Here is a 21,439-nt window from a genome sequence, read left to right on the forward strand (position 1 = left end):
AACAAAATTTTTCAACTATACTCTTAACTTCTGCCTTCTACCGAATGACGAATGCCTGATTTTTAAACAGAAAAGGCTAGTATCCTCCAAGTAGCGACAAGTATTGAGGCCGAATCCATTCGGCGCGTCGTGTTTCATACCTGGTGTGAAGACACAGGGGTTTTCAAACTTACGGGATTTTTTTATGAATACTGAGCTTCATGTGCCAAGCGACTTGCGGTTTTTAACAATTGTTGAAAATTGGTTGCTGAGCAGTTTGGAAGTAGAGCTAGGAGAGCACGTCGATTGGCCACGTCAGTCGAATCGTTTGCGCTTGGTGTTAGCAGAAGCCTATTCTAACGTGATCCGCCATGCTCACAAAGATCAACCCAATTTGCCCGTGTTAATTCGCTTGAATTTAAAAAATAGGGATATTGGTTTAGAAATTTGGGATTACGGTAAAGGTTACGAAATGGATACTTACAATCCGCCGAGGCCGGAAGCTAAACAGGAAAGCGGCTACGGCTGGCTGATTATGAGTAGACTTATGGATCGGGTGGACTACACTTTGCAAATAGACGGTCGCAACTGTCTAAAGTTGGAAGCGAGTTTGCCGGAAAAATCTTAATTAGTCATTAGTCATTAGTCATTAATGATTGGCAATGCACTTTTTGACTCGCTTTGGCTGTCTGTCGCACGCTGCGGTGACAGCCAGTTTTTCGTGCAGTAGCGTCCCTCTCTAAGAAACTGTAAGATTGTAGGGGTACAGTCCAGATCGCACAAATACCGCAGAAACGGGATTTTTATACCGTGAGTGGCACTTTACCAAAGATTTGGAAAAAACCCGGTTTCTGCCTGATTCTGGCGATAAAGAGCCGATTAACCTGGCGATCGCACGACTTTAGCTATTACGTGCGATCGACAGGTCAAACCGCAATAGGCAATTTAAATCTGAAACAGTTTATCAAACAGCTTATTTCTTATGTGACCGCAGATTTAGCAATTCTTGGGGAGAAGCTAACAGTTTGACCGTAACAGAAAGGATTTTTGGGTCAGAATTGAGCAAGAACAGCCATCCGACATTAACACCAAATGCGGAAGTTTTCACCCGGCCGCTGACCTGAACTTCCACAGTGCCATCTTCTAAAATTTGGCTGACACCTTTCTGGGGTTCTAGCTGCATTCCTCGTGCTTCTTTTTTTAGATAAGTGGCGATCGCAATCCTGCCGATAATTGGATCTTCAAACGGCGCGTGCAGAACCCCATCATCGGCAAATAAATTAGCCGTCGCTTCAAAATCCCCCGCGTTTAAAGTTTCAAAATATTGCAGTATCCCTGGCATTGTGATGCCTGCAATCTTTATAGAGTTAGTTAAAATAGGTCGAGTTGTTGCGGTCATAAAACAAGTGATTTCAAATGAATGATTATACTGTAATCATTCTCTTTGTCGCAGCAAATCCCTCAAAAGATATAAGTAGGGGTAGGGAAATAATTCTCCGAAAAAAGGAGGAATCGGGAAGCGCAGAGCGTCGATCGCAGATTTCAGAGCGATCGACCAAAATCAATCCTACTTTCAAAAAATACAAGTGTAGCCAAGCTGTAAACCCTGATACAATCACTCATTTTTCATCCTTTAATTCTTGAATCTAAAATTTAACATCTAAAATCTAAAATGATATAAACCCAGACACCTAATGGCATCTGGGTTTCTGGGCCAGCCTGTTTAACAGAGCCAACAAGAATATTCTATTTGCGGATCAAATTGAGCAATTCTTTAGGAGATGCCAACAAGTCGATCGCCACAAAGAAAATTTGACCTTGGGGATCGAGCAAAAACCGCCACGCGATGTTCATACCCACATTCGATCCGAACCAGGGAGTTTCGACTTTGCCAGTGACTTTCACTTGTCGGTAGCCATCTTCGGCAGGTTCCGATACGCCTTGCTGGGGCATCATTTTCAGTCCTACGCACTCTTCCCGCATATAGTTGAGGATAGCGTCGCGACCAACGATCGGCTTTTGGAAAGGTGGTTGCAGGGCACCTTCTTCAGCAAATAAACCGACGGCTGGCGTGAAGTCGAAGGCGTTCATGTAGTCGATGTAGCTGAGTACAGTTTGCTCGCTAATACCCTCAATTTGGGTTTTCACCCGCTCTTCTGGAGCGGTGGGAGTGCTGCGGGGGGCTGAGCGTTTGCCGTACTCTTGGTTAAAAGCAGGGTCATAGCCCATGTTAACTACGGTGTTGCGAAGTACGGTAATTTGTTGACCCGGATCGAGTTTTTTGATGGTTTCGAGAACTTGGGTGGCTTCGGGAGACATTTGATAGCCAGCGGGGATCGGAGCGACAAGGCCCTGTTTCATCAACTGTCCCAACTCATACCAGAAACCGAGTTTGGTATTGACGCGCAAAGAAGTGTAAATCCGGCCAATTGTTGTGTCGGCGTTGCTGGCTAGGTCAAACATGGTTTTGCTTTGAGCAGCCGGCGACATTTGCTTGATTTCGCTCAGAATGCCTTCGACAAGCGCCATGCTGGCTACTCCCGGTGCTGCTGCGGTAATGGAAACGCCCATTTCGGTGTAGGCATACCAGAGCAGTGCGAGTTGGTCTTCAACGCTGAGTTTGTAGAACGCTTCCGTGGTAGCCGGAACAACGCTAGCGATCTCGGTGTTGGAAAAAATAGATTGAGCTGATTGAATACTAACTGCCATATGTATGCTGTGGGATTCGCTGTCGGTTTTACTTGCGTACTTGAATTAGCGAATCGAATTCTCCCTAAATTAAATTATGTAACATTTTTGACATTTTGGAGTTCAAACTTATAAATATAAAGATTGTAAAAGAATTATCAATACTGTCCCAAAAATACTCTTAAAACTACTAGACTTATGGCACAAATTGTGCAGTGGTTTCTTACGTGATGAAAAAATCAATTAATAGCGATCGCATTAAGCAAAAAGCCCTTGAGTTGGGATTTCACAAAGTGGGGATAGCCTCAACAGACGCGGATTTTGATTTAGAAAAACAAAGATTGCAAGCTTGGCTGGACAAGGGTTATGAGGCAGATATGGCATGGATGGCAAACCCGAAACGGCAGGATATTCGATTAATAATGCCAGAGGTGCAGTCATTAATATGTGTCGCCATCAACTACTACACGCCCCACCAACGCCCCGAAAATCCCCTGTGTGAGGGGGGGGACGATGCAGCGGTCGAATATGCTAAAATCTCTCGCTACGGTTGGGGGCGGGATTACCACAGAATTTTTCACAAAAAACTGAAGGTTTTGGCAAATTGGGTGCGATCGCAAGGCGAGGGAATTGAAGCGCGGTATTATGCTGATACCGGGCCAATTCAGGATAAAATGTGGGCGCAGCGTGCCGGGATTGGCTGGATTGCCAAAAATGGTAATGTAATTTCGCGCGAATACGGTTCTTGGGTGTTTTTGGGCGAAATCTTGACTAATTTGGAGTTAGCGTCGGATGAGTCTCATACGGAACATTGCGGTACTTGTACTCGCTGCATTGAGGCGTGTCCGACGGGAGCAATTACTGAGCCTTTTGTGGTGAATGCCGATCGATGTATAGCCTATCACACGATCGAGAATCGAGCCGAAAAATTGCCCTACGAAATTGCATCTAATTTACAAGGTTGGGTAGCAGGTTGCGACATTTGTCAGGATGTTTGTCCTTGGAATCAGCGATTTGCTAAACCAACTGATGTGGCAGAGTTTGAGCCTTATCCTGAAAATATAGCACCGACACTTGCAGAATTAGCCGACATTTCCGACGAGGAATGGAACCGCAGATTTACAGCTTCCGCGCTGCGGCGCATTAAACCGGAAATGCTGCGGCGAAATGCCAAAGCCAATCAAATTAACCCTTAAAATTTGAGATGTTCGTCAGGGTGCTTAGGGGGCACATTACCCTATAGATAATAACCCTAGGGTATGTACGGAGCGCCAATAGTCAATACATTATGCAGTAAGTCATTCCCCATCTAAAATCTAAAATCTAAAATCTAAAATTGTATGATCCCCGGTTCCTTATTTGCTATTGTCCCATGACCAAAGTAATTATTTTTGATTTTGACGGTACTTTAGCAGATACAATCGATATTCTTCTGAGCATCACCAACCGTTTGTCAGTAGAATTGGGCTTTAAGTCTGCGACCAAGGAGCAAATCGCTCAACTGAGCAATTTAACTTCTTGGCAACTCCTTCAGTATTCTGGCATTTCTATCTTCAAATTCCCGCTGTTGATTAGAATGTTGAAAGCAGAGTTACGCAGCGAAATTCCCAACATTCAATTATTTCCGGGAATTAAAGAAGTTTTACTGGAGTTAAAAAAACTGGGATTTCAACTGGGCATTATCACATCTAATTCCAGAGAAAACGTCTTGGCATCGATGGAAAAAAACGGTTTGCAAGACACTTTCACATTTATTTACTCGGGTTCAACTTTTGGCAAACATAAAGTTATTAATAGCTGGCTAAAAAGAGAAAATATAAATGCTAAAGAAGTTGTTTATGTGGGAGATGAGATTAGAGATATAGAAGCTGCTCGAAAAACAGGAATTAAGGTAATGGCTGTAGCTTGGGGTTTTAATTCTCAGGAGGCTTTGGCTGCACACAATCCCGATTTTTTGATTAAACGCCCCCAGGAATTGATAGAGATTATGAGTAATTTGCGGGAAGTGTAAACTGAAATTGCCAAAAGTAAGACTCCTCGGTGGAAATCAATTCTACCCAAACTCTCGTTGCAGCAGAGAGGGACTAAAGAATAAAAGGGGTATTAAAGCCTGATTTGTTATCAGCTATAGTCCCTATTATACTCTGTAAAAGTAAAATGTATTAATCTCCTTCGCCCCGTTTTAGTGCTGCTAAAACTGCTTGCTGGCTAACTGCTTGGTAGATTTTGCTAAAATGTTGCTTGAGTGCGTCAGATGCGGGCGAGGATTTACTAGCGCTTCCTTTTCCGTCGGTGGCGATGGGAATTGGGCCTAAAATATCTAATACTGTTTCGCTGCTGGGTGGGGGTACAATAACTACTAAAGATGATTCTAGCTGCTGATTGTATTCCCAAAAGCGATCGACCTTTGGCAATTTAGAATTCGCTGTGGGCGCATTTTCGCCGGAGTTGAGTTGAGAATTTTCCTCTCCTTGCGTACCTCGTCTTTGACGAAGTGCTGTCAAAATTTGCTCTTTGGTTCTCCCCCGCAGTTGAAAGAGTACGAAGGGGTCTTCACTGAAGCGATCGCCCAATAAGTAGTATACTGCACTGATGTGTTTGCAAGGGTTTTGCGGGTCAGGACAGCTACAGCGCGATCGAATATCAGATAAACTTAACGGAAATAGCGTTTTGCCCGCCGCTGCAAATACATCTTCAATATTGTGCGGCATTTCTCCTGCTAAGAGTTTAGCTGAAAAAACTGCTCTTTGAGACATATTTTCAATCACATAATCCCAATCTTCATCGCTTAAGGTGTCTAGGCCTAAAGAAACTTGATAGGGTTTTGGATCAGTGCCTTGAACTACGGCAATTACTTCTTGGTTAGGGAATTTAATGCTGAGAACTTTACCTTCGCGCGCATATTGCCAGCCACGTTCTAAGCGCTTTTTGAAGCGATAGGTATTGATTAAATCTAACCACTGTTGTGTCCACCATTCTCTGTCAATCATTTATTTGGGAATTGGGAATTGGGCATCGGTCATAGGGCATCGGGCATTGGGCATTGGTAATTGGGATGTTGAATTCAGAAAGAAAAAAACAGCTATCCGTGTATTCGTAACTTCCGTGTCATGCTGTTTGGAATGGGTTATATAGCGGTTCTCAAGAAAGTGAGGTATGCCCTATGCCCTATGCCCTATGCCCTATGACCGATAGCACGTGATCTTTATGAGAAATGCTATATTATTATTCTTCTGTTTCTATAATAGCATTGCGATCGAGAATCAGTAAATTCCGAAGTTGGTCTGTATCTAGCTCGGTGAGCCAGTTTTCGCCAGCGCTGACAACTTGTTCGGCTAACGCTTTTTTGCTTTCGATCATATCGTGTATTTTCTCCTCTAACGTACCTGTGCAGACAAATTTGTGAACTTGTACATTGCGGGTTTGACCGATGCGAAATACGCGGTCAGTTGCCTGATTTTCGACTGCAGGATTCCACCATCTGTCATAGTGGAAAACGTGAGTTGCTCTGGTTAAGTTCAAACCTGTCCCGCCTGCTTTTAAAGATAAAATCATAATCGGCGGGCCTTGGGGGTCGTGCTGGAAGCGATCGATCATTTCTTCCCGCTGCTGTTGCCGAATTCCTCCGTACAAGAACAAAACTTCTCGCCCTAAATGCTGTTCTAGATGTGGTTTCAGGAGTTTTCCCCATTCAGCAAATTGAGTGAAAATTAAAGCCCGATCGCCCTCCGCGAGCACCTCTTCTAACATTTCCACCAACCGCTGCAATTTCCCCGATTCCTGACTCTTAATCTCCAATTCTTTCGGCTTTGCTTCTGCTTTCACAAGAGCCGGATGGTTGCAAAGTTGCTTGAGTTTTACCAGCAAAGCCAGAATCATTCCGCGACGCTGAATGCCTTCGGCTGAGTCTAATTCAGCTATTGACTCTTCGACTATTTTCTGATATAATACCGCCTGTTGAGCCGCCAGCCCGCAAAACACAGTCATCTCCTGTTTTTCGGGCAAATCTTGGATGATTTCTTTGTCAGTTTTCAGGCGGCGGAGGATGAAAGGCCGAACGAGCGATCGCAAAGTCTGCAAAGATTCTCGATCGCCGTATTTCTCGATCGGAATTGCAAATCGGCGCTGAAAGAAATTGCGCGGCCCCAAATAGCCAGGATTGAGAAAGTCCAAAATAGACCACAATTCTTGCAGTCTATTTTCCACGGGAGTTCCCGTCAGCGCAATTCTAAAAGATGCCTCGATTTGTCGCACCGCTTGCGACTGCTTCGCCTCGGAATTTTTAATATTTTGCGCTTCATCCAAAACCAATCCTTGCCATTTAATGCCTTGAAATTCCTTAGCATCCCGAAACACCAGCGCGTAACTGGTAATTATTAAATCCTTTCCCTTAATTGCCGTCGCAAATGCTTTGCCTTTAGGGCGTTTGTCTCCGTGGTGAACTAACACTTTCAGCGTCGGGCCAAATTTCTTGACTTCGCGCTCCCAATTGCCCAATACTGATGTGGGACAAACCAGTAATGTTGGCGCTTCTAGGGCATCTTGTTCCTGTAAGTGCAGGAGAAAAGTAATAAGCTGAATAGTATTGTGGCACAAGATATTATTGGCAACAAAATTGTGATGCTTGCTCACCTCAAAATCATAAACCCACCCACTGTACTCAAAATCCTCAATTTCTTCTATTCTGCAATAAAATACTTCTTGGTCTAGAAAAAGTTGTAAGCCTTCTCTGATTGTATCTAGCTGTTGTGTGTCTAAATTTGCATAAGCTTCTAAAGTTTGATTCGTCCACTTTGAAGGCTTGAGCTGACGGTATTCTTGTTCTGCCGAGCCATTTAAAATATTTTCCATCCCTGCGACTACCCTGGCCAGACTCCTGTGGGAAAACTCCTGAGAACCGTTGATGTAAACCGGGTTGTGCATTCCGAAATGGCGCAATGGTAATTTTGTAATTTCCACTGCACGAGCGACGATATCGGAAGCAGGAATTCCCTCAACATTGGTGTTGCAAGCCGATTCGCAATTCTGCTCTAATTTACGCTGTTTTTCGGGATAACCGAAGCCAATTTCCTGCAAAAATATGCGCGCTGAGTTACCGCCGAAAGTGCCAATATAATAGGTGCGAAAAATCCCGCTGCCATTGGTGGCGCATTTCTGTCTGGTGGCGATTCGCAGCCAAATTCCAAAGCGCCGCAGCAGTGTAGAAAGTTGTTGGATGATTAAAGGCGAAGCGGTGCTAATTTCGATATTTCGCGTGTTAAGGAAGACAGAACCTTCAGCATCAAAGTAGTTTTTGAGGAAAATCCGTATGGTGTCAAGATTGGCTTGCATGATAAATTGCGGGAAGCTTTTCTCGGCTGACAGCTTCCCCCACTCGTAGCCTTTAGACTCAAGAAAGCTTTGGTACGATCGACTACATACAACCAAGTCTGCTGCTGTCTGCTTAGCACGAGTACGAACAGCAGGATTATTGATTTTTACTCCATACTTTTTGCCGATCCGGTGCAGTGCGACACGTAACTCTTGAAGAACTGTCGCATCTTTTTGTGCGATCGAGAGTACAGCTCGATCGCGCTGCTCATATCCCTCAGCAATCTGCCAAGCCAGAAACTTGACCAAATCGGGATCTTCCGGCTTTCCTTCCCAATACAATTTAGCAGGAACGCAAACATAATCTCCAACCTTGAGGTCATTTGTCCAGCCATCGCGTCCTAACAATTTGTGGCGGCGGGTAATTGTGATGCTGCTACCATCTTGTAGTTTGATGGTTCGCAACTTTTCTTGCACTTGCTGCCGGTAAAGCCGTCGAATAGTCGCCTGTACAATTTTGCCTGTTTCCTGATTTATGGAATTTACCAATAATTGCTCGTTAGGTTCAGACCAAAAGCCCTCACCGTCGAATTCTGTTTTTCCGGCATAAGTTTCCCATATTTTTTCAGCTTTTTGTAAAAAACCATTGACAAAAAGCAAAGTTTGTGGTAAGGCGCATTTACCGAGCCCCATATCGTCCGCGAGACAAGCGCCCAAACCCCAGCGTTCTAAGAATGCTAACCAGCCTGCTCCTAGCGCTTGATAAGGCCGCAATTGTCCTCGGAAACTAGCCGGAGTTGCGATCGCACTTACCGCTTGATTATCGCTCAAAGTATTCAACAATTCCTGAAGTTGACCCGTAGCCTCAAAATTCACCACAGGCAATTTTTCGATCATCTGAGTATCGCCCGACGCCAAACGCAAAGCATCCTCCAAAGAAAGAGTCATTTGCTCTTTGCGGCTGGCAAAAAAAGTTTGAGCCGCTTTCACATCCGGCGCGCGCAACTCCACCCACTCGCCGTTAATTTCCACCAAAGGCGAATTCAACGCGGTCAATCTGTCAAATTCTGCCTTAGAAATGCGCTGTCCGCCGATCGTCAATTCCCACTTAAAATTTAGCAGACTTTGCAATCCCAGCCCACCTTTCGCCGGAGTCACTTTCGGAGTTTCCGCTTGAATGCTCAAACCCAAGCGACTCGCCCAACCATCCGTCTTTGTCAAACTAGGCGGCAAAACTACGCCCAATCCGCTATCAGTAAAACGCCAAGCCACAGACTTGATAAAATTGTAGGCATCTAACGGTTTTAAAAGACAAGATTGAGGCCGCTGTGCTTGCAAACTCGGTTCAATTAACGGATAGAGTTTTGAGGCTAAGCCCAAGCCGCTGAGCAAAGTTTCTTGAGGTAATTCTATAGTCCTGCCTGCATAATTCAAACGCTCGACTGAGTTGTTCCAAATGGTTGTCGCGTCTACCAAAAATTCTGCTTCATCTGCTGCTTGCAAGCAATAATTTAAACTCCAGTCGGCTTTACCGGGCGCTGGTGGTATGAGTTGAAAGCAAGTGCGAAATTGATTGTGTTGAGATAATTGGTTTTGCAGCGGTGCAGTCCAAGCACTCAGCTTGGTTGCCAAGTTTTCCAATGCTGCTGTTTCTACTTGCACAATTCCAGATTCCTGCTGCAAAGCTTGCAGCCAGTCGCGCACAGGAGAAACTGCTTTGATGTCTAAAGTAAAGCTACCAGTCGTTAGCGCAGCCCTCGAAGAGGATCGCACTTGACTATCTACAATACTGCTCAAAAAGCCTAACACCAATTCCTCCGCCCCCATCGGCAAATCGACCGCTAAAGGCAATTGACTAGATTCTTCTTCCTTTTCCCCTCTTCCTTCTTTTTCCCCTCTTCCTTCTTCCTTTTCCCCTCTTCCTTCTTCCTTCTTCCTTCTTCCTTCTTCCTTCTTCCTGACATCCGTTACATCCGTTACAGAATCCGTTGCCGAACTTCCTTCTTCCTTCTTCTGATATGTTCTGCAAGCCGTCGGCATTTGCTTGACAAAAGTGGCGAGGCGGAGTGTATCTGTAGAACTATCTAACAACGGTTGCCATTTGGCAATAGCAGAACCGTCCGACTGTTTCTCCAATCCAGGCAAAAACTTGCATCTTGCCAACAAATCCAAACTCCACCTAGCAATATGAGACCAAAAACGCAAATCTGAGCCGACAAAAGAGTCTGTTTCTGTGCTGTTAAGGGGTAGTGATTGCAAGAAAACAAAAGCTGCTTGAGGGTTGAGACAAAAACCCTGGACTTGCCAGGGATAAAGGTAAATTTCCTCGGTTTTAGTGGGTTCCTCAAGTGCTGCTGCTGAGTGCTGCGGCATCAGAGTTGCGTTTGATTCTGAGATTTGGGTGGGAAGTGCGATCGCCCGAATTTCCCTTTTAATCGAGGAGTTTTGGGCGGGAATTTCTGCTGCGTTTTGAGTTTTAGGCGATCGCCTAGTTTTTTTGCTTTTTTCCGGTGGAGTTTCTGCGGTTTCCGGTAATTGCCAATCCAGTTTTCCCGACTGTTGCAAGGAATTTAGGAAACTCTTAAATTCAGCTTCGGTCATAGCTAAGGGATGCTGTAGATTTATCCCCACCTTGGTGTCAATTGCCCCTATTTTTCGCCAAGTTTCTCCCCATATAAATAAGCAATTTTTCTCATCCTCTAGGAGCCAACTGCCGTGTAAAATTGCCATATTTTTTTACCCTGATATTTGTATTTAAGTGCGAGGTTGACTACAGCATTTATATGGAATTTGTGAAAATTTTATTTAAAACAAACCGAGGAAATTTTGAGCCAGATAGGAATTAGGTAGAACCTGTATATTTAGGTACTTAGGGCACACCTTACCGCTTATTGCCAGGCCTAGATAACTAAATCCCTCTTCCTTCTTCCTTCAACGTCCCAATTCCCAAACGAAAATTGATCGTACCATCTATGGAAGGCGTTTAGCGGACGATCGACCAGAGAATCGACCCCAGACTGCAAAAAATAATTCGAGAGTATAAATGCTTATAAGCCAGACGCAGACAGTCGATCGCGAGGCGATTATCCCTGTCTTTTGGCGTCGGACTCTCAAACATCCTGTGGTAATGTTACGATCCCGACAGAGAAAGAATGTGGTAGATAAGGAAGCAGTGCTACATGGTAGAGATAGACAAGTCAATATCCTTCGATGGACGGGATATTAGACTGAAGATTGGTTTACTAGCGCCTCAAGCAGGCGGTGCAGTTTTGATTCAGTCGGGTGACACGGCCGTTTTGGTGACAGCGACTCGATCGCAGGGGAGAGAGGGAATTGATTTCCTGCCCCTGTTGGTGGATTACGAAGAGAGACTCTACGCTGGCGGTAAAATTCCCGGTGGATTTTTGCGCCGGGAAGGGCGTCCCCCAGAAAAAGTGACTCTGACGGGTCGTTTGATTGATCGACCCCTGCGTCCCCTATTTCCAAGCTGGCTGCGAGATGACATCCAAGTTGTAGCCACAACGGTTTCGATGGACGAACAAGTGCCACCGGATGTTTTGGCGGTGACGGGGGCTTCAGTAGCGATACTGCTGGCGAAAATGCCGTTTTACGGGCCGATGGCTGCGGTGCGAGTCGGTTTGGTAGGAGATGATTTCATCATCAACCCAACTTACAGCGAAATCAGAGAAGGCGAGTTGGATCTCGTGGTAGCTGGTTCTCCTGACGGAGTAATCATGGTAGAAGCCGGCGCCAACCAGTTGCCGGAACAGGATATCATCGAGGCGATCGACTTCGGCTATGAAGCAGCCTGTGACTTGATTCAAGCCCAGCGCGAAATTATGGCGGAATTGGGTATCGATTTGGTGGTAGAGGAACGGCCATCCCAAGATTCGGCCCTAGAAAACTTCATTCGCGATCGCGCCCAAGAACCCATCCGCATCATTTTGTCAAGATTTGAAAAAGACAAAACAATACGGAATGCAGCTTTGGACGAAGTTAAGGCAAATGCAGTCGAATCTGCGATCGCCGAACTTGCCGAAGACGATCCGGTAAAACTAGCCGCCAGCGCCAACAGCAAGGCGATCGGCAACGTTTTCAAAGACGTTACCAAAAAAATGATGCGGAAGCAGATCCTCGAAGATGGCATTCGCGTAGACGGTCGCAAGCTAGACGAGGTGCGACCCGTTTCTTGTCGCGTAGGCGTGCTGCCGTCGCGAGTACACGGCTGTGCGTTGTTTAATCGGGGGTTAACCCAAGTCTTGTCCGCAGCTACCCTGGGAACCCCAGGCGACGCCCAAGACTTAGGAGACGACTTGCACCCGCAGCAAGACAAACGCTACCTGCATCACTACAATTTCCCGCCGTTTTCGGTAGGAGAAACCAAGCCGATGCGATCGCCCGGCCGCCGAGAAATCGGTCACGGAGCCCTCGCAGAACGCGCTTTGCTGCCCGTGTTGCCATCCAAAGAAGATTTCCCCTATGTGATTCGCGTAGTTTCCGAAATCCTTTCTTCCGACGGTTCCACCTCAATGGGTTCAGTTTGCGCCTCAACGCTAGCATTAATGGATGCAGGCGTTCCCCTTTCCCAACCCGTCAGCGGCGCGGCAATGGGCTTAATTAAAGAAGGCGATGAAGTCCGAATTTTGACTGACATTCAGGCAATTGAAGACTTCTTAGGCGACATGGACTTCAAAGTAGCCGGTACCGACACCGGCATTACTGCTTTGCAGATGGACATGAAAATCAAAGGTTTGCCCTTAGATGTGATTGCCACCGCCATCCGACAAGCCAAACCAGCCAGACTGCACATTTTAGAAAGAATGCTGGCAACCATCGACACTCCCCGCAAGGAAATGTCGCCGTTTGCACCGCGTTTGCTAACCCTGAAAATCGATCCAGAATTTATCGGTTTGGTAATTGGGCCTGGTGGCAAAACGATCAAAGCCATCACCGAAGAAACCGGTGTCAAAATTGACATTGAAGACGACGGAACCGTGACAATTGCTGGCAACGACAGCGAAAAAGCTCAGCGGGCTTACAACATTGTCCAAGGCATGACGCGCAAGTTGAATGCAGGAGATGTGTATGTCGGCCGTGTAACTCGAATTATTCCGATCGGCGCTTTTGTGGAAATTTTGCCCGGAAAAGAAGGAATGATTCACATTTCCCAGTTAGCGGACTACCGCGTTGGCAAAGTGGAAGACGAGTTAGCTGTGAACGATGAAGTGATTGTCAAAGTACGAGAAATTGACAACAAAGGTCGAATTAATTTGACCCGCTTGAATATTCATCCCGACGAAGCGGTAGCCGCCCGCGAAGCGCTGAATAAATAGTTTACGGTTGGTAATTGGTAATTACTTGTAGAGTAATTGCTAATTGCTAATTGCTAACTGGTGATTAGTAATTGCTAATTGCTAATTGAGATGAAATCTGATTGTTTCAGATTGATTTGGGAGTAGGTGCGCGACAGCGACAGATCGACAAAAGTGCGATCGGCTGTGGAAGTTAATAAAGTCGCGCACTTTACCCTCGGCGGTTGAAACCGTAACTACATAATCGATCGCAACTGTGATTCAAGAGTGACAATCTTCTATGTCCCCGTTATAGCCGCAGGATATCTTCTATGACCGAAAGCATCCAGGATACCCGCCACGTGATTCATCCGTCCAGAAATAAAAAACCTGTATCCGATAAAGGAGCCCCCGAATTTATCTCGCGCAAGTCAATGCTTCAAATCTAAAATCTAAAATCTAAAATCTAAAATCGATTGACAGGGGCAGTTCTATTTGAAACAGAGAACCTTTCCCAACCTCGCTACTTACTGTTAGGTGTCCGCCGTGAGCTTCCACAATTTGCTGGGCGATCGCCAATCCCAATCCAGAGCCGCCTTTCTTCCGTGTTCGTACCTCATCAACTCGGTAAAATCGATCAAAAATGTGTGGCAAATCTGCCTCTGGAATGCCGATTCCCCTATCTTCTATTTGAATTAAAATGCGATGAGACTGATTCAATAACCGCAGCCACACTGTTCCTTCAGGTAAGGTATATTTGCAGGCATTGGTGAGTAGATTAGTGATAGCTTGTTTTAATAAATCAGAATTGCCTTTGATCATAACTCTCTCTTCAGGCAGTTCTAAATGAAGTCTTAAATGCTGGGCAACACCCTGTATTGATGAAGTGGCGATCGTATCTTTTAACAGGTCATTCAAGTGAATCGATTGAATCGAGTTTGCGTCTAACTGTCCTGCCTGTCGTGCTAAAAACAAGAGATCAGTCACCAACCGATTCATCGACTTAGCCGTTTCAGCAATCTTTTCCAATCGAGAGTGCTTAGGCTTGCCGGCATCGACTGGGCTGAGTAAGCCAACTTGGGCATTGCTGAGTATGGTGGCAAGCGGTGCTCTTAGTTCGTGGGAAGCATCAGATGTAAATCGTTGCATTTGGGCATAGGCGTTTTGAATGGGTTGCATAGCCAATCCGCCTAAAAACCAACCTACTAGACTAATCGCGCCCAGGGTCAAGGGCAATGTTACCACCATTACCATCAGTAACTCTCTCAGTGTTTTCTGAGCATCAGTCAATGGGATGGCAATCTGGAGGTAGCCAATCGTGCGTCCCTTGTAGTCAACCGGAAGCGTTAATTGTCGCAGCCACTCGGGGGAAGACTGAATGGTTTGAAACGCCGCGCGAGCCTGAATCTGAGCCGAGGGCTGCGCCCCATAAAACTGTTGCAGTTGTCCAGTCGCTGAATACCACCGAGCATAAACAACTTCACTGTCAGAGGGAGGAGAATAATTCCCAAGAATCGGAACGTTACTCAGATCGATGTGTTCTTTTCCCTGCCGCAAACCATAGTCAATATTGGCAGCCATGACTCTTGCTTTTTTGTAGAGTAGTCGATCGCTCTCTTCTAAGCGGTTAACTGCTCGCTGGTAGTAAATGATCCCTGCAAAAATGATCAGAATAGCCCCCATCGAGAGCGTAAACCAGTGGGCAAGATTGCGGCGGCTACGATTAAACATCTGGATTCAAGCGATATCCCATACCATATACGGTTTCTAGCCAACGGACAGCACCTATCATCTGCAATCGCTGCCGCAGACGACGCACTAGGACAGTAATCGCATTACTCTCCGGTTCGCTGCCCCACTCCCACAAAGCTTGTTCTATTTGGCTACGGGAGAGTATCTGACGCGGATGGCGCATCAGATACTCTAGAAATAGAAATTCACGAGTCGATAACTGCATACTTTGCTCCCCCCGTTCAATAGTCAGCGTTGATAGATGTAGAGTCATATCTTCAACCTGTAAAGTATCTCCTTTCCAAAGTGGCGATCGTCGTCCCAATGCCCGCACCCGTGCCAGCAGTTCAAACACATCGGCAGGTTTGATCAGATAATCATCAGCTCCAGCGTCTAAACCGCTAATTTTGTCAACAATCGCATCTTTGGCAGTCAACAGCAACACTGGGGCCGTTTTTCCCAGACGGCGGTATTGCTGGCATAAGCTTAAGCCACTGATCTCAGGTAATAACCAATCCAGGATCAACAGATCATAGTCCCGCTTCGATAAAATCCACTGGGCCGTCGCCCCATCTTCTACACCATCGACAATATGTCCAGCCTCAGAGAGAGCAGCTTGAAGTGGCTCCAGTTGATCTACATCGTCTTCTACCAGGAGAATTCGCATCCGTCTAACCATTGTTTGGCAAATTTTACGTATGGTAGAGAAGAAATTTAGGCAAAGCCTCCATCACAGGTAAGATTTATGCCAATCTGTTGCTAACTAAAATGTTGGTAGTTTCTCCAGATTATTTCGAGCCATCTAAATCTAAAATCCAACATTCCAATGGCTTTACCTCGCCTCCTACCGCTTCTACACCGCGCTGCCTGGGAATTCTGGTTACCCCTGCCTTTGGTAGCAGCCTTATTCTGGACTACAGGTAACTTCCTCGCGGTTCAAGTTCTCAGCCGTCCTTATAACTCTGTCCACAAACTCCAGGCAGATAGACCGTTAAATCGGAGATTACCAGTAACAATCTTGACCATAAATGCAGAAATCGATCGCAGCCTAGGTGTTACCACTATTTTTGTCAACACCAGTGACTCAACTCTAAAGAAGCTGGAATACGAGTTTCCAGTAACCCAAGCCAGTCAGGTCGAAGCAACGATCGCCCAAGAATTAGCAATGCCGGTTGAAAATGTCCGCAAATTGATCAGCTACCGTATTAAGAACTAAGCGGATGATCGAAAAATTGCTGCACCATTCGCGAGTGGGAAATAGATCGAGTGCCGCCGATCCTAAGCAGGGATTTAGTGCCTGTGATGAGAAGGACTAGAAATTGTGTCTTCTGTAATATCGATAGGCTCCCAGTAATTAATTGGAGAAATGTGGGGATTGTCACCTTTGAGTCACATTTGCTGTTGACGCTAAGAGTAGACCTTGATTGTCAACCCTCTCCTCAATAGATTTTTGAGGATGAACAGTTCACGTTTCCAGCAACTCTTTTTAATTTCTGGTATCGCAGGAATTTTAATTCTTCTGAGTGGGCGTCGGATTTTTGGGCAAAACGGAAATTGCTTTACGCCTGGGTGTCGTTACAAATTCTACTCGTTGAGAAGCTAAAACTGTGGATAGATTAGAGAACACTGCACTGGTGGAACGTAACGAACCCCAAACAGGGACTCCAAAACCCTCTATTACTCTAATTGAAGCGATCGCCTTGATTGTCGGGCTAGTAATCGGCGCAGGCATTTTTGAAACCCCTGCTCTGGTCGCTGCTAATACCGGAACGGTTGGTGGTGTCATAGGAGTCTGGCTAATGGGCGGTGTTGTGTCATTGCTGGGGGCACTTTGCTACGCCGAATTGGCAACGACTTATCCCCATGTCGGCGGCAACTACTACTACCTGAAACGGGCATTTGGGCAACCGATCGCGGTTTTATTTGCTTGGGCGCGCATGACTGTGATTCAGACTGGCTCGATCGCGCTGCTGGCATTTGTGTTTGGCGACTATGCCTCGGAGCTATTTCGACTAGGTGGCTACTCGCCTGCAATTTACGCAGCAGTCGCAATCGCCCTGCTCACAATGCTGAACATCATTGGACTGCGCCAGAGTAAAGGCCTCCAGAACTGGCTAGCGGTGATACTCGTTTTAGGCTTACTCCTAGTGATCGTGGTTGGTCTGGCATCCTCCCCTCCTCCCGTCGGGCCCCTTCCCTTCGATGCCTCTCCTACCTCTTCCTGGGGCTTAGCGCTGGTCTTCGTGCTGCTGTCCTATGGTGGTTGGAATGAAGCCGCTTACATTTCTGCCGAAATTCACCACCCGCAGCGCAATATTTTGCGATCGTTCCTCTGGAGCATTGGCATCATTACAGCACTTTATCTGCTGATTAATCTGGCATATCTGCGGGGATTGGGTATCGCAGGCATGGCAGACTCTCAAGCCGTTGCATCAGATTTACTGCGGCGAGTGCTGGGTGAACCGGGAGCCACGTTTGTGAGTTTACTGGTTGTGACCGCCACGCTGGGGTCGATCAACGGCAGCATCTTTACGGGGGCACGCAGCAGCTTTGCTCTGGGGCAGGATAGGTCTGCGTTTCGCTGGTTGGGACGCTGGCACCCGCATCCGAGTTCACCAACAACCGCTTATTTATTGCAAGGTGCGATCGCGCTGACGCTGATTGGGCTGGGAACCTTCACCCGCAAAGGATTTGAAACAATGGTGGACTACACTGCCCCCATTTTCTGGTTTTTCTTTTTGATCAGCACCCTGTCGTTAATTGTTTTACGCATTCGAGAACCTGATCAACTCCGCCCGTTTAGCGTACCGCTTTACCCGATCGTTCCCATAATGTTCTGCGCCATTTGTGGCTATTTGCTCTATTCCAGTCTGGTCTATACAGGCATCGGCGCGATCGTAGGGGTCATCGTTGTTCTACTGGGTATTCCCTTTGCCCGTCATACTACATAGCAACTTTTTTTGGAGATTTACGATCATGCAACTCAAAACCATTAGGCAATCAGTCTTTGTTGGCGTTAGCATTCTCAGTTTTGCTGCGATCGGCTGTAGCGAACAACGTAACTTTGAGACAGTGGCTCCCACCCCGGCTGCCACATCCCAAACTAATTCTGTTTCTGATCTAGCTCAAGCGAGTCCTAGCCCCACAACAGAAGCTCCCACTCGTCAACCCGATGTCGTTTACGTTCCAACGCCTGTACCGGTTGTGAATGAAATGCTGCGGCTCGCAAACGTGCAATCCAATGACGTGGTTTACGACCTAGGTAGTGGCGACGGTAGGATTGTGATTGCAGCCGCTCAAAAGGTTGGCGCGCGGGGCATTGGTATTGACATCAGCCCAGAACGCATTCGAGAAGCTAACGAGAACGCCAAAAAGGCTGGCGTGACCGATCGTGTCGAGTTTCGTCAGGAAGATTTATTCCAAACAGACTTCAGTGAGGCAACAGTTGTCACGCTTTACCTACTGCCAGAACTTAACATAAAACTGCGCCCCAAATTACTCAGTGAATTAAAACCAGGTACGCGCATTGTGTCCCATGAATTCGATATGGGCGACTGGAAACCTGAGCAGGTAGTAAAAGTGGGCGAGAGAACAGTCTACTACTGGGTTGTACCTGAAACTGCTTCGTAAAACTTATCTAAACTTGTCTAAACTCATTTTCAGACACAGTTTTTAGTTCACTTCCTACGCTATTGGGTAGACGGCTAATCCCAAGATAAGTAGGCTATCTCCCTCAAGCCGAGGGTTCCCAGTTTAAAATATTAACGCTTGCATTCCAATCGCGATCTAAAGATATACCGCAAGCAGGACAGTCAAAAGTCCGAACGCTTAGTGGCATATCTTTTTTTGTGCCACAATTCGAGCAAGTCTTGCTGCTGGGAAACCACTGGTCTACCAACACTAAATTAGCTCCGTACATTTGGCACTTGTAGTCGAGTTGACGTTTGAATTCGTAAAATCCAAGGTCAGATATTGCCCCGGCTAATTTGTGATTTGCCATCATTCCTTGAACGTTTAAGTTCTCAATCTTAATTACCCTGAAAGTTTTGGCTAAATAAGTTGTCAACTTGTGGAGAAAGTCCAAACGAATGCGAGCTATCCGGGCATGAAGCTGACTAATTTTGCTGTAAGTTTTGCGCTGATTGCGAGAGCCTTTTACCTGTTTTGATGCTTGGCGCTGTAAAGTAGCAAGCTTGGTTTTCGCTTGTTTTAGCGGCTTTGGTGCATCAAAAGTCTGCTGGGTTGATAGCGTGGCCGCATACTTGATGCCGACATCAATTCCCACGGAGCCTTCAAAGTGCTGGACGGGCAAGCGCTCTGCGTCAACGCAGAAGGAAACGAACCAGCGATTCCCTTCTTTTGAAATAGTAAAAGTTTGAGAGATGAAACTGCATTCTAATGGTTCATAGAGTCGAAAAGTTCCCAAAGTAGGAATCTTGATCTTGCTGCCAGCGGCTAACAAAACTTTACCGTTCGACGAGTCAACAGTGAAAGATTGACCGGAGCGTCGGCTAGCAAATTTCGGATGACCTGAAGAACCAGAACGGTAGCGACTAAACGCATCTTTCAAATCGATTAACGCATTTTGATAAACTCGACTGGATAACTGATTCATCCAAGCAAATTCAGGTTTTTTCTTGACGTAGTTGGTGAGAACTTTCTTGACTTCGTTGATTACCTTCGAGTCGGTAAATTTCCCATCACTGTACATTTGAGTCCGCAAGCTCAATCCAAAGTTAAAAACCACGCGCCGGAATCCTGCGTGTTTTGCCATCAACGTCGCTTCCTTATTATTTAGTTTTAGCGCTCGTTTGATGGCAAACATAAAACTCCCTCAAGCGTGATTAACTATGAATAAGTTTAGCAAACTATTTGGCACTTAAGTTAAACTCCTGCTAATTTGAAGAAGTAGTGAGACTATTGCAGCTTGAGGAGTCAGACTCTATATACCTGGCACGTCGATCCGATCGACGTGCCAGGTCAGCACTCTAACTCACGTTAAATAACCGCAATACAGTCAATCTCTACTAACACATCTTTCGGCAAACGCGAAACCTCCACACAAGCGCGCGCCGGTGCAGTTTCCGCATCAAAATATTTCGCATAAACCGCATTCACGGCGGCAAAATCATTCATATCTTTGAGGAAAACCGTAGTTTTTACGACATCCAACCAAGTAGCGCCCGCTTCTGTGAGAATGGCTTCGAGATTTGCCATAACTTGTTCGGTTTGTTTTGCCACATCGTCGGTGTAGACAATATCGTTTAGTCTAATGTCGATCGCAATTTGACCAGCTACAAACAGCATAGTGCCCGTAGCGGCGATCGCTTGATTGTAAGGGCCCACGGGTGCCGGTGCTTTGTCAGTACGAATAATTTTGCGGGTCATAGATGTCACTTTTTGGGATTCTTGTTGAGAGGTTTCCGGTTTGTAGTCGATTTCTGGTTCTGAGATTTCTGGCTGGTAGATTTCTCCATCTGGCATTATCGCACCAGTCAAGCCTGCATTTTTAATATTCCAATCATAGGTTTGAGCATCAGTCAAGTCTGCTTCCTGAAGGTAGGCTTCCTCCAGATTTGCTCTTATCAAATTTGCTTTTTGAAGAATCGCTCTTTCGAGATTTGTCCCTGCCAGACAGGCTTTTTTCAAATTGGTTCCTGTGAGGTCCGCTGCACTAATATCCGCCTCAGCCAGATTCATGCCTGATAAGTTAAGTGCAGACAGATTGACTCCTCGGAGTTTGGCTTTCTGGAGATTGGCATTTTGGAGGTTAGCACCCTCTAAGTTCACTTGAATCAATTCTGCTCCTGTCAAGTTTGCCCTCGTCAAATTTGACTTGCTCAGATTTGCTCTCTTTAAATTTGCTTCCTTCAAGGAAGCTTTAGTTAACCATAGAGAGATTAATTGAGCACCACTTAGGTTTGCATTGTCCAGTTTAGTATTACTCAAATTGGCTCCAGTGAGGTTTGCCATACTCAAGTCAGCACCGCTGAGGTCTGCAAAACTGAAGTTGACATTACCTGTCACCCCACTTAAGTTTGCTCCTACCAAGGATGCTCTACTGAAGTTTGCTCCTCGGAGGTCTGCACCATTCAAAGTGGCCTCACTCAAATCAGCTCCCGACAGATTTGCATTCACTAGGTGTATGCCACTCAAGTCTGCACCTTTGAGGTCTATCCCGCTTAACAGTTGTCCCCCAAAGCTTCGTTCGCCTTTGGCGTATTTTTCTAAAAGTTCTTCAGCCGTCATTCATAACCTCGATCGCCCTTCCGCTACACCCCACATTCCCAGCCTACCACCAAAACCGAAAGCGCGAGCTAAATGTGCGTTAATCTGCGTCAATCCATTTTCATCTGCGGTTAACAAATTCCCTTTTTTGCAACCGCAGATAGAGGCAGATAAACACAGATTCACGCAGATGAATTAGAGATTATCTGCGT

General features: G+C 46.1%; 15 protein-coding genes. 7 read left to right on the forward strand and 8 right to left on the reverse strand.

Translation table 11 applies throughout. The features are described from left to right. The first annotated feature begins 184 nt into the window (after positions 1-184). Positions 185-607, forward strand: coding sequence for an ATP-binding protein (locus QT979_RS09035; protein WP_006633914.1), 423 nt, complete (start codon positions 185-187; stop codon positions 605-607). A 345-nt stretch (positions 608-952) separates the two neighbouring features. Here the strand turns inward: QT979_RS09035 and QT979_RS09040 are convergent, their stop codons facing one another. Then, positions 953-1,378: a nuclear transport factor 2 family protein gene (locus QT979_RS09040; protein ID WP_333210256.1), complete on the reverse strand. Its 426-nt coding sequence runs from the start codon at positions 1,376-1,378 to the stop codon at positions 953-955. A gap of 347 nt (positions 1,379-1,725) precedes the next feature. After that, positions 1,726-2,688: an orange carotenoid protein N-terminal domain-containing protein gene (locus tag QT979_RS09045; protein WP_333210258.1), complete on the reverse strand. Its 963-nt coding sequence runs from the start codon at positions 2,686-2,688 to the stop codon at positions 1,726-1,728. 209 nt (positions 2,689-2,897) lie between these two features. Between QT979_RS09045 and queG the strand changes: the two genes are divergently transcribed. Both queG and QT979_RS09055 read left to right on the forward strand, forming a co-directional pair. After that, on the forward strand, positions 2,898-3,863 hold the full coding sequence (gene queG / locus QT979_RS09050; protein WP_333309327.1) for a tRNA epoxyqueuosine(34) reductase QueG: 966 nt from the start codon (positions 2,898-2,900) through the stop codon (positions 3,861-3,863). A gap of 176 nt (positions 3,864-4,039) precedes the next feature. Next, a complete protein-coding gene (locus QT979_RS09055; protein ID WP_333210261.1) occupies positions 4,040-4,678 on the forward strand; it encodes an HAD-IA family hydrolase in 639 nt (212 codons plus the stop codon). Between the two features lie 151 nt (positions 4,679-4,829). Here QT979_RS09055 and QT979_RS09060 read toward each other — a convergent pair whose 3' ends face one another. Both QT979_RS09060 and QT979_RS09065 read right to left on the reverse strand, forming a co-directional pair. After that, a complete protein-coding gene (locus tag QT979_RS09060; protein WP_333210263.1) occupies positions 4,830-5,657 on the reverse strand; it encodes an SWIM zinc finger family protein in 828 nt (275 codons plus the stop codon). A 235-nt stretch (positions 5,658-5,892) separates the two neighbouring features. Further along, positions 5,893-10,707, reverse strand: a complete 4,815-nt coding sequence (locus tag QT979_RS09065) for an SNF2-related protein (RefSeq protein WP_333309330.1) — start codon at positions 10,705-10,707, stop codon at positions 5,893-5,895. A 449-nt stretch (positions 10,708-11,156) separates the two neighbouring features. Here QT979_RS09065 and QT979_RS09070 point away from each other — a divergent pair, with 449 nt between their 5' ends. Further along, positions 11,157-13,310, forward strand: coding sequence for a polyribonucleotide nucleotidyltransferase (locus tag QT979_RS09070; protein WP_333309332.1), 2,154 nt, complete (start codon positions 11,157-11,159; stop codon positions 13,308-13,310). Between the two features lie 417 nt (positions 13,311-13,727). On the opposite strand, the gene QT979_RS09075 is transcribed toward QT979_RS09070, so the two are convergent. Both QT979_RS09075 and rppA read right to left on the reverse strand, forming a co-directional pair. Continuing rightward, entirely contained in the window at positions 13,728-14,999 is a 1,272-nt protein-coding gene (locus QT979_RS09075; protein WP_333210268.1) for a HAMP domain-containing sensor histidine kinase, read from the reverse strand. Continuing rightward, complete coding sequence (gene rppA, locus QT979_RS09080; RefSeq protein ID WP_333210331.1) at positions 14,992-15,666, reverse strand: two-component system response regulator RppA; 675 nt, start codon at positions 15,664-15,666, stop codon at positions 14,992-14,994. The genes QT979_RS09075 and rppA overlap by 8 nt, the downstream gene beginning before the upstream one ends. 159 nt (positions 15,667-15,825) lie before the next feature. Between rppA and QT979_RS09085 the strand changes: the two genes are divergently transcribed. The 3 genes from QT979_RS09085 to QT979_RS09095 all read left to right on the forward strand — a co-directional run bounded on the left by QT979_RS09085 (position 15,826) and on the right by QT979_RS09095 (position 18,629). After that, positions 15,826-16,215 carry a hypothetical protein gene (locus QT979_RS09085; RefSeq protein WP_333309334.1) on the forward strand — a complete coding sequence of 130 codons (390 nt, stop codon included), beginning with the start codon at positions 15,826-15,828 and terminating at the stop codon, positions 16,213-16,215. A gap of 391 nt (positions 16,216-16,606) precedes the next feature. Beyond that, positions 16,607-17,950: an amino acid permease gene (locus tag QT979_RS09090; protein ID WP_333210271.1), complete on the forward strand. Its 1,344-nt coding sequence runs from the start codon at positions 16,607-16,609 to the stop codon at positions 17,948-17,950. 25 nt (positions 17,951-17,975) lie between these two features. Next, positions 17,976-18,629 (forward strand): class I SAM-dependent methyltransferase, encoded by a 654-nt coding sequence (locus tag QT979_RS09095; RefSeq protein WP_333210273.1) that lies wholly within the window; start codon positions 17,976-17,978, stop codon positions 18,627-18,629. Between the two features lie 103 nt (positions 18,630-18,732). Here the strand turns inward: QT979_RS09095 and QT979_RS09100 are convergent, their stop codons facing one another. Together QT979_RS09100 and QT979_RS09105 are read right to left on the reverse strand one after the other, a co-directional pair. Beyond that, positions 18,733-19,824: an RNA-guided endonuclease TnpB family protein gene (locus tag QT979_RS09100; protein WP_333309337.1), complete on the reverse strand. Its 1,092-nt coding sequence runs from the start codon at positions 19,822-19,824 to the stop codon at positions 18,733-18,735. 173 nt (positions 19,825-19,997) lie between these two features. Further along, positions 19,998-21,248 (reverse strand): Rid family detoxifying hydrolase, encoded by a 1,251-nt coding sequence (locus QT979_RS09105; RefSeq protein WP_333309339.1) that lies wholly within the window; start codon positions 21,246-21,248, stop codon positions 19,998-20,000. Positions 21,249-21,439 lie beyond the last annotated feature (191 nt).

The sequence above is a fragment of the Microcoleus sp. w2-18bC1 genome, from assembly GCF_036700365.1.
In the GTDB taxonomy this organism is placed as follows: domain Bacteria; phylum Cyanobacteriota; class Cyanobacteriia; order Cyanobacteriales; family Microcoleaceae; genus Microcoleus.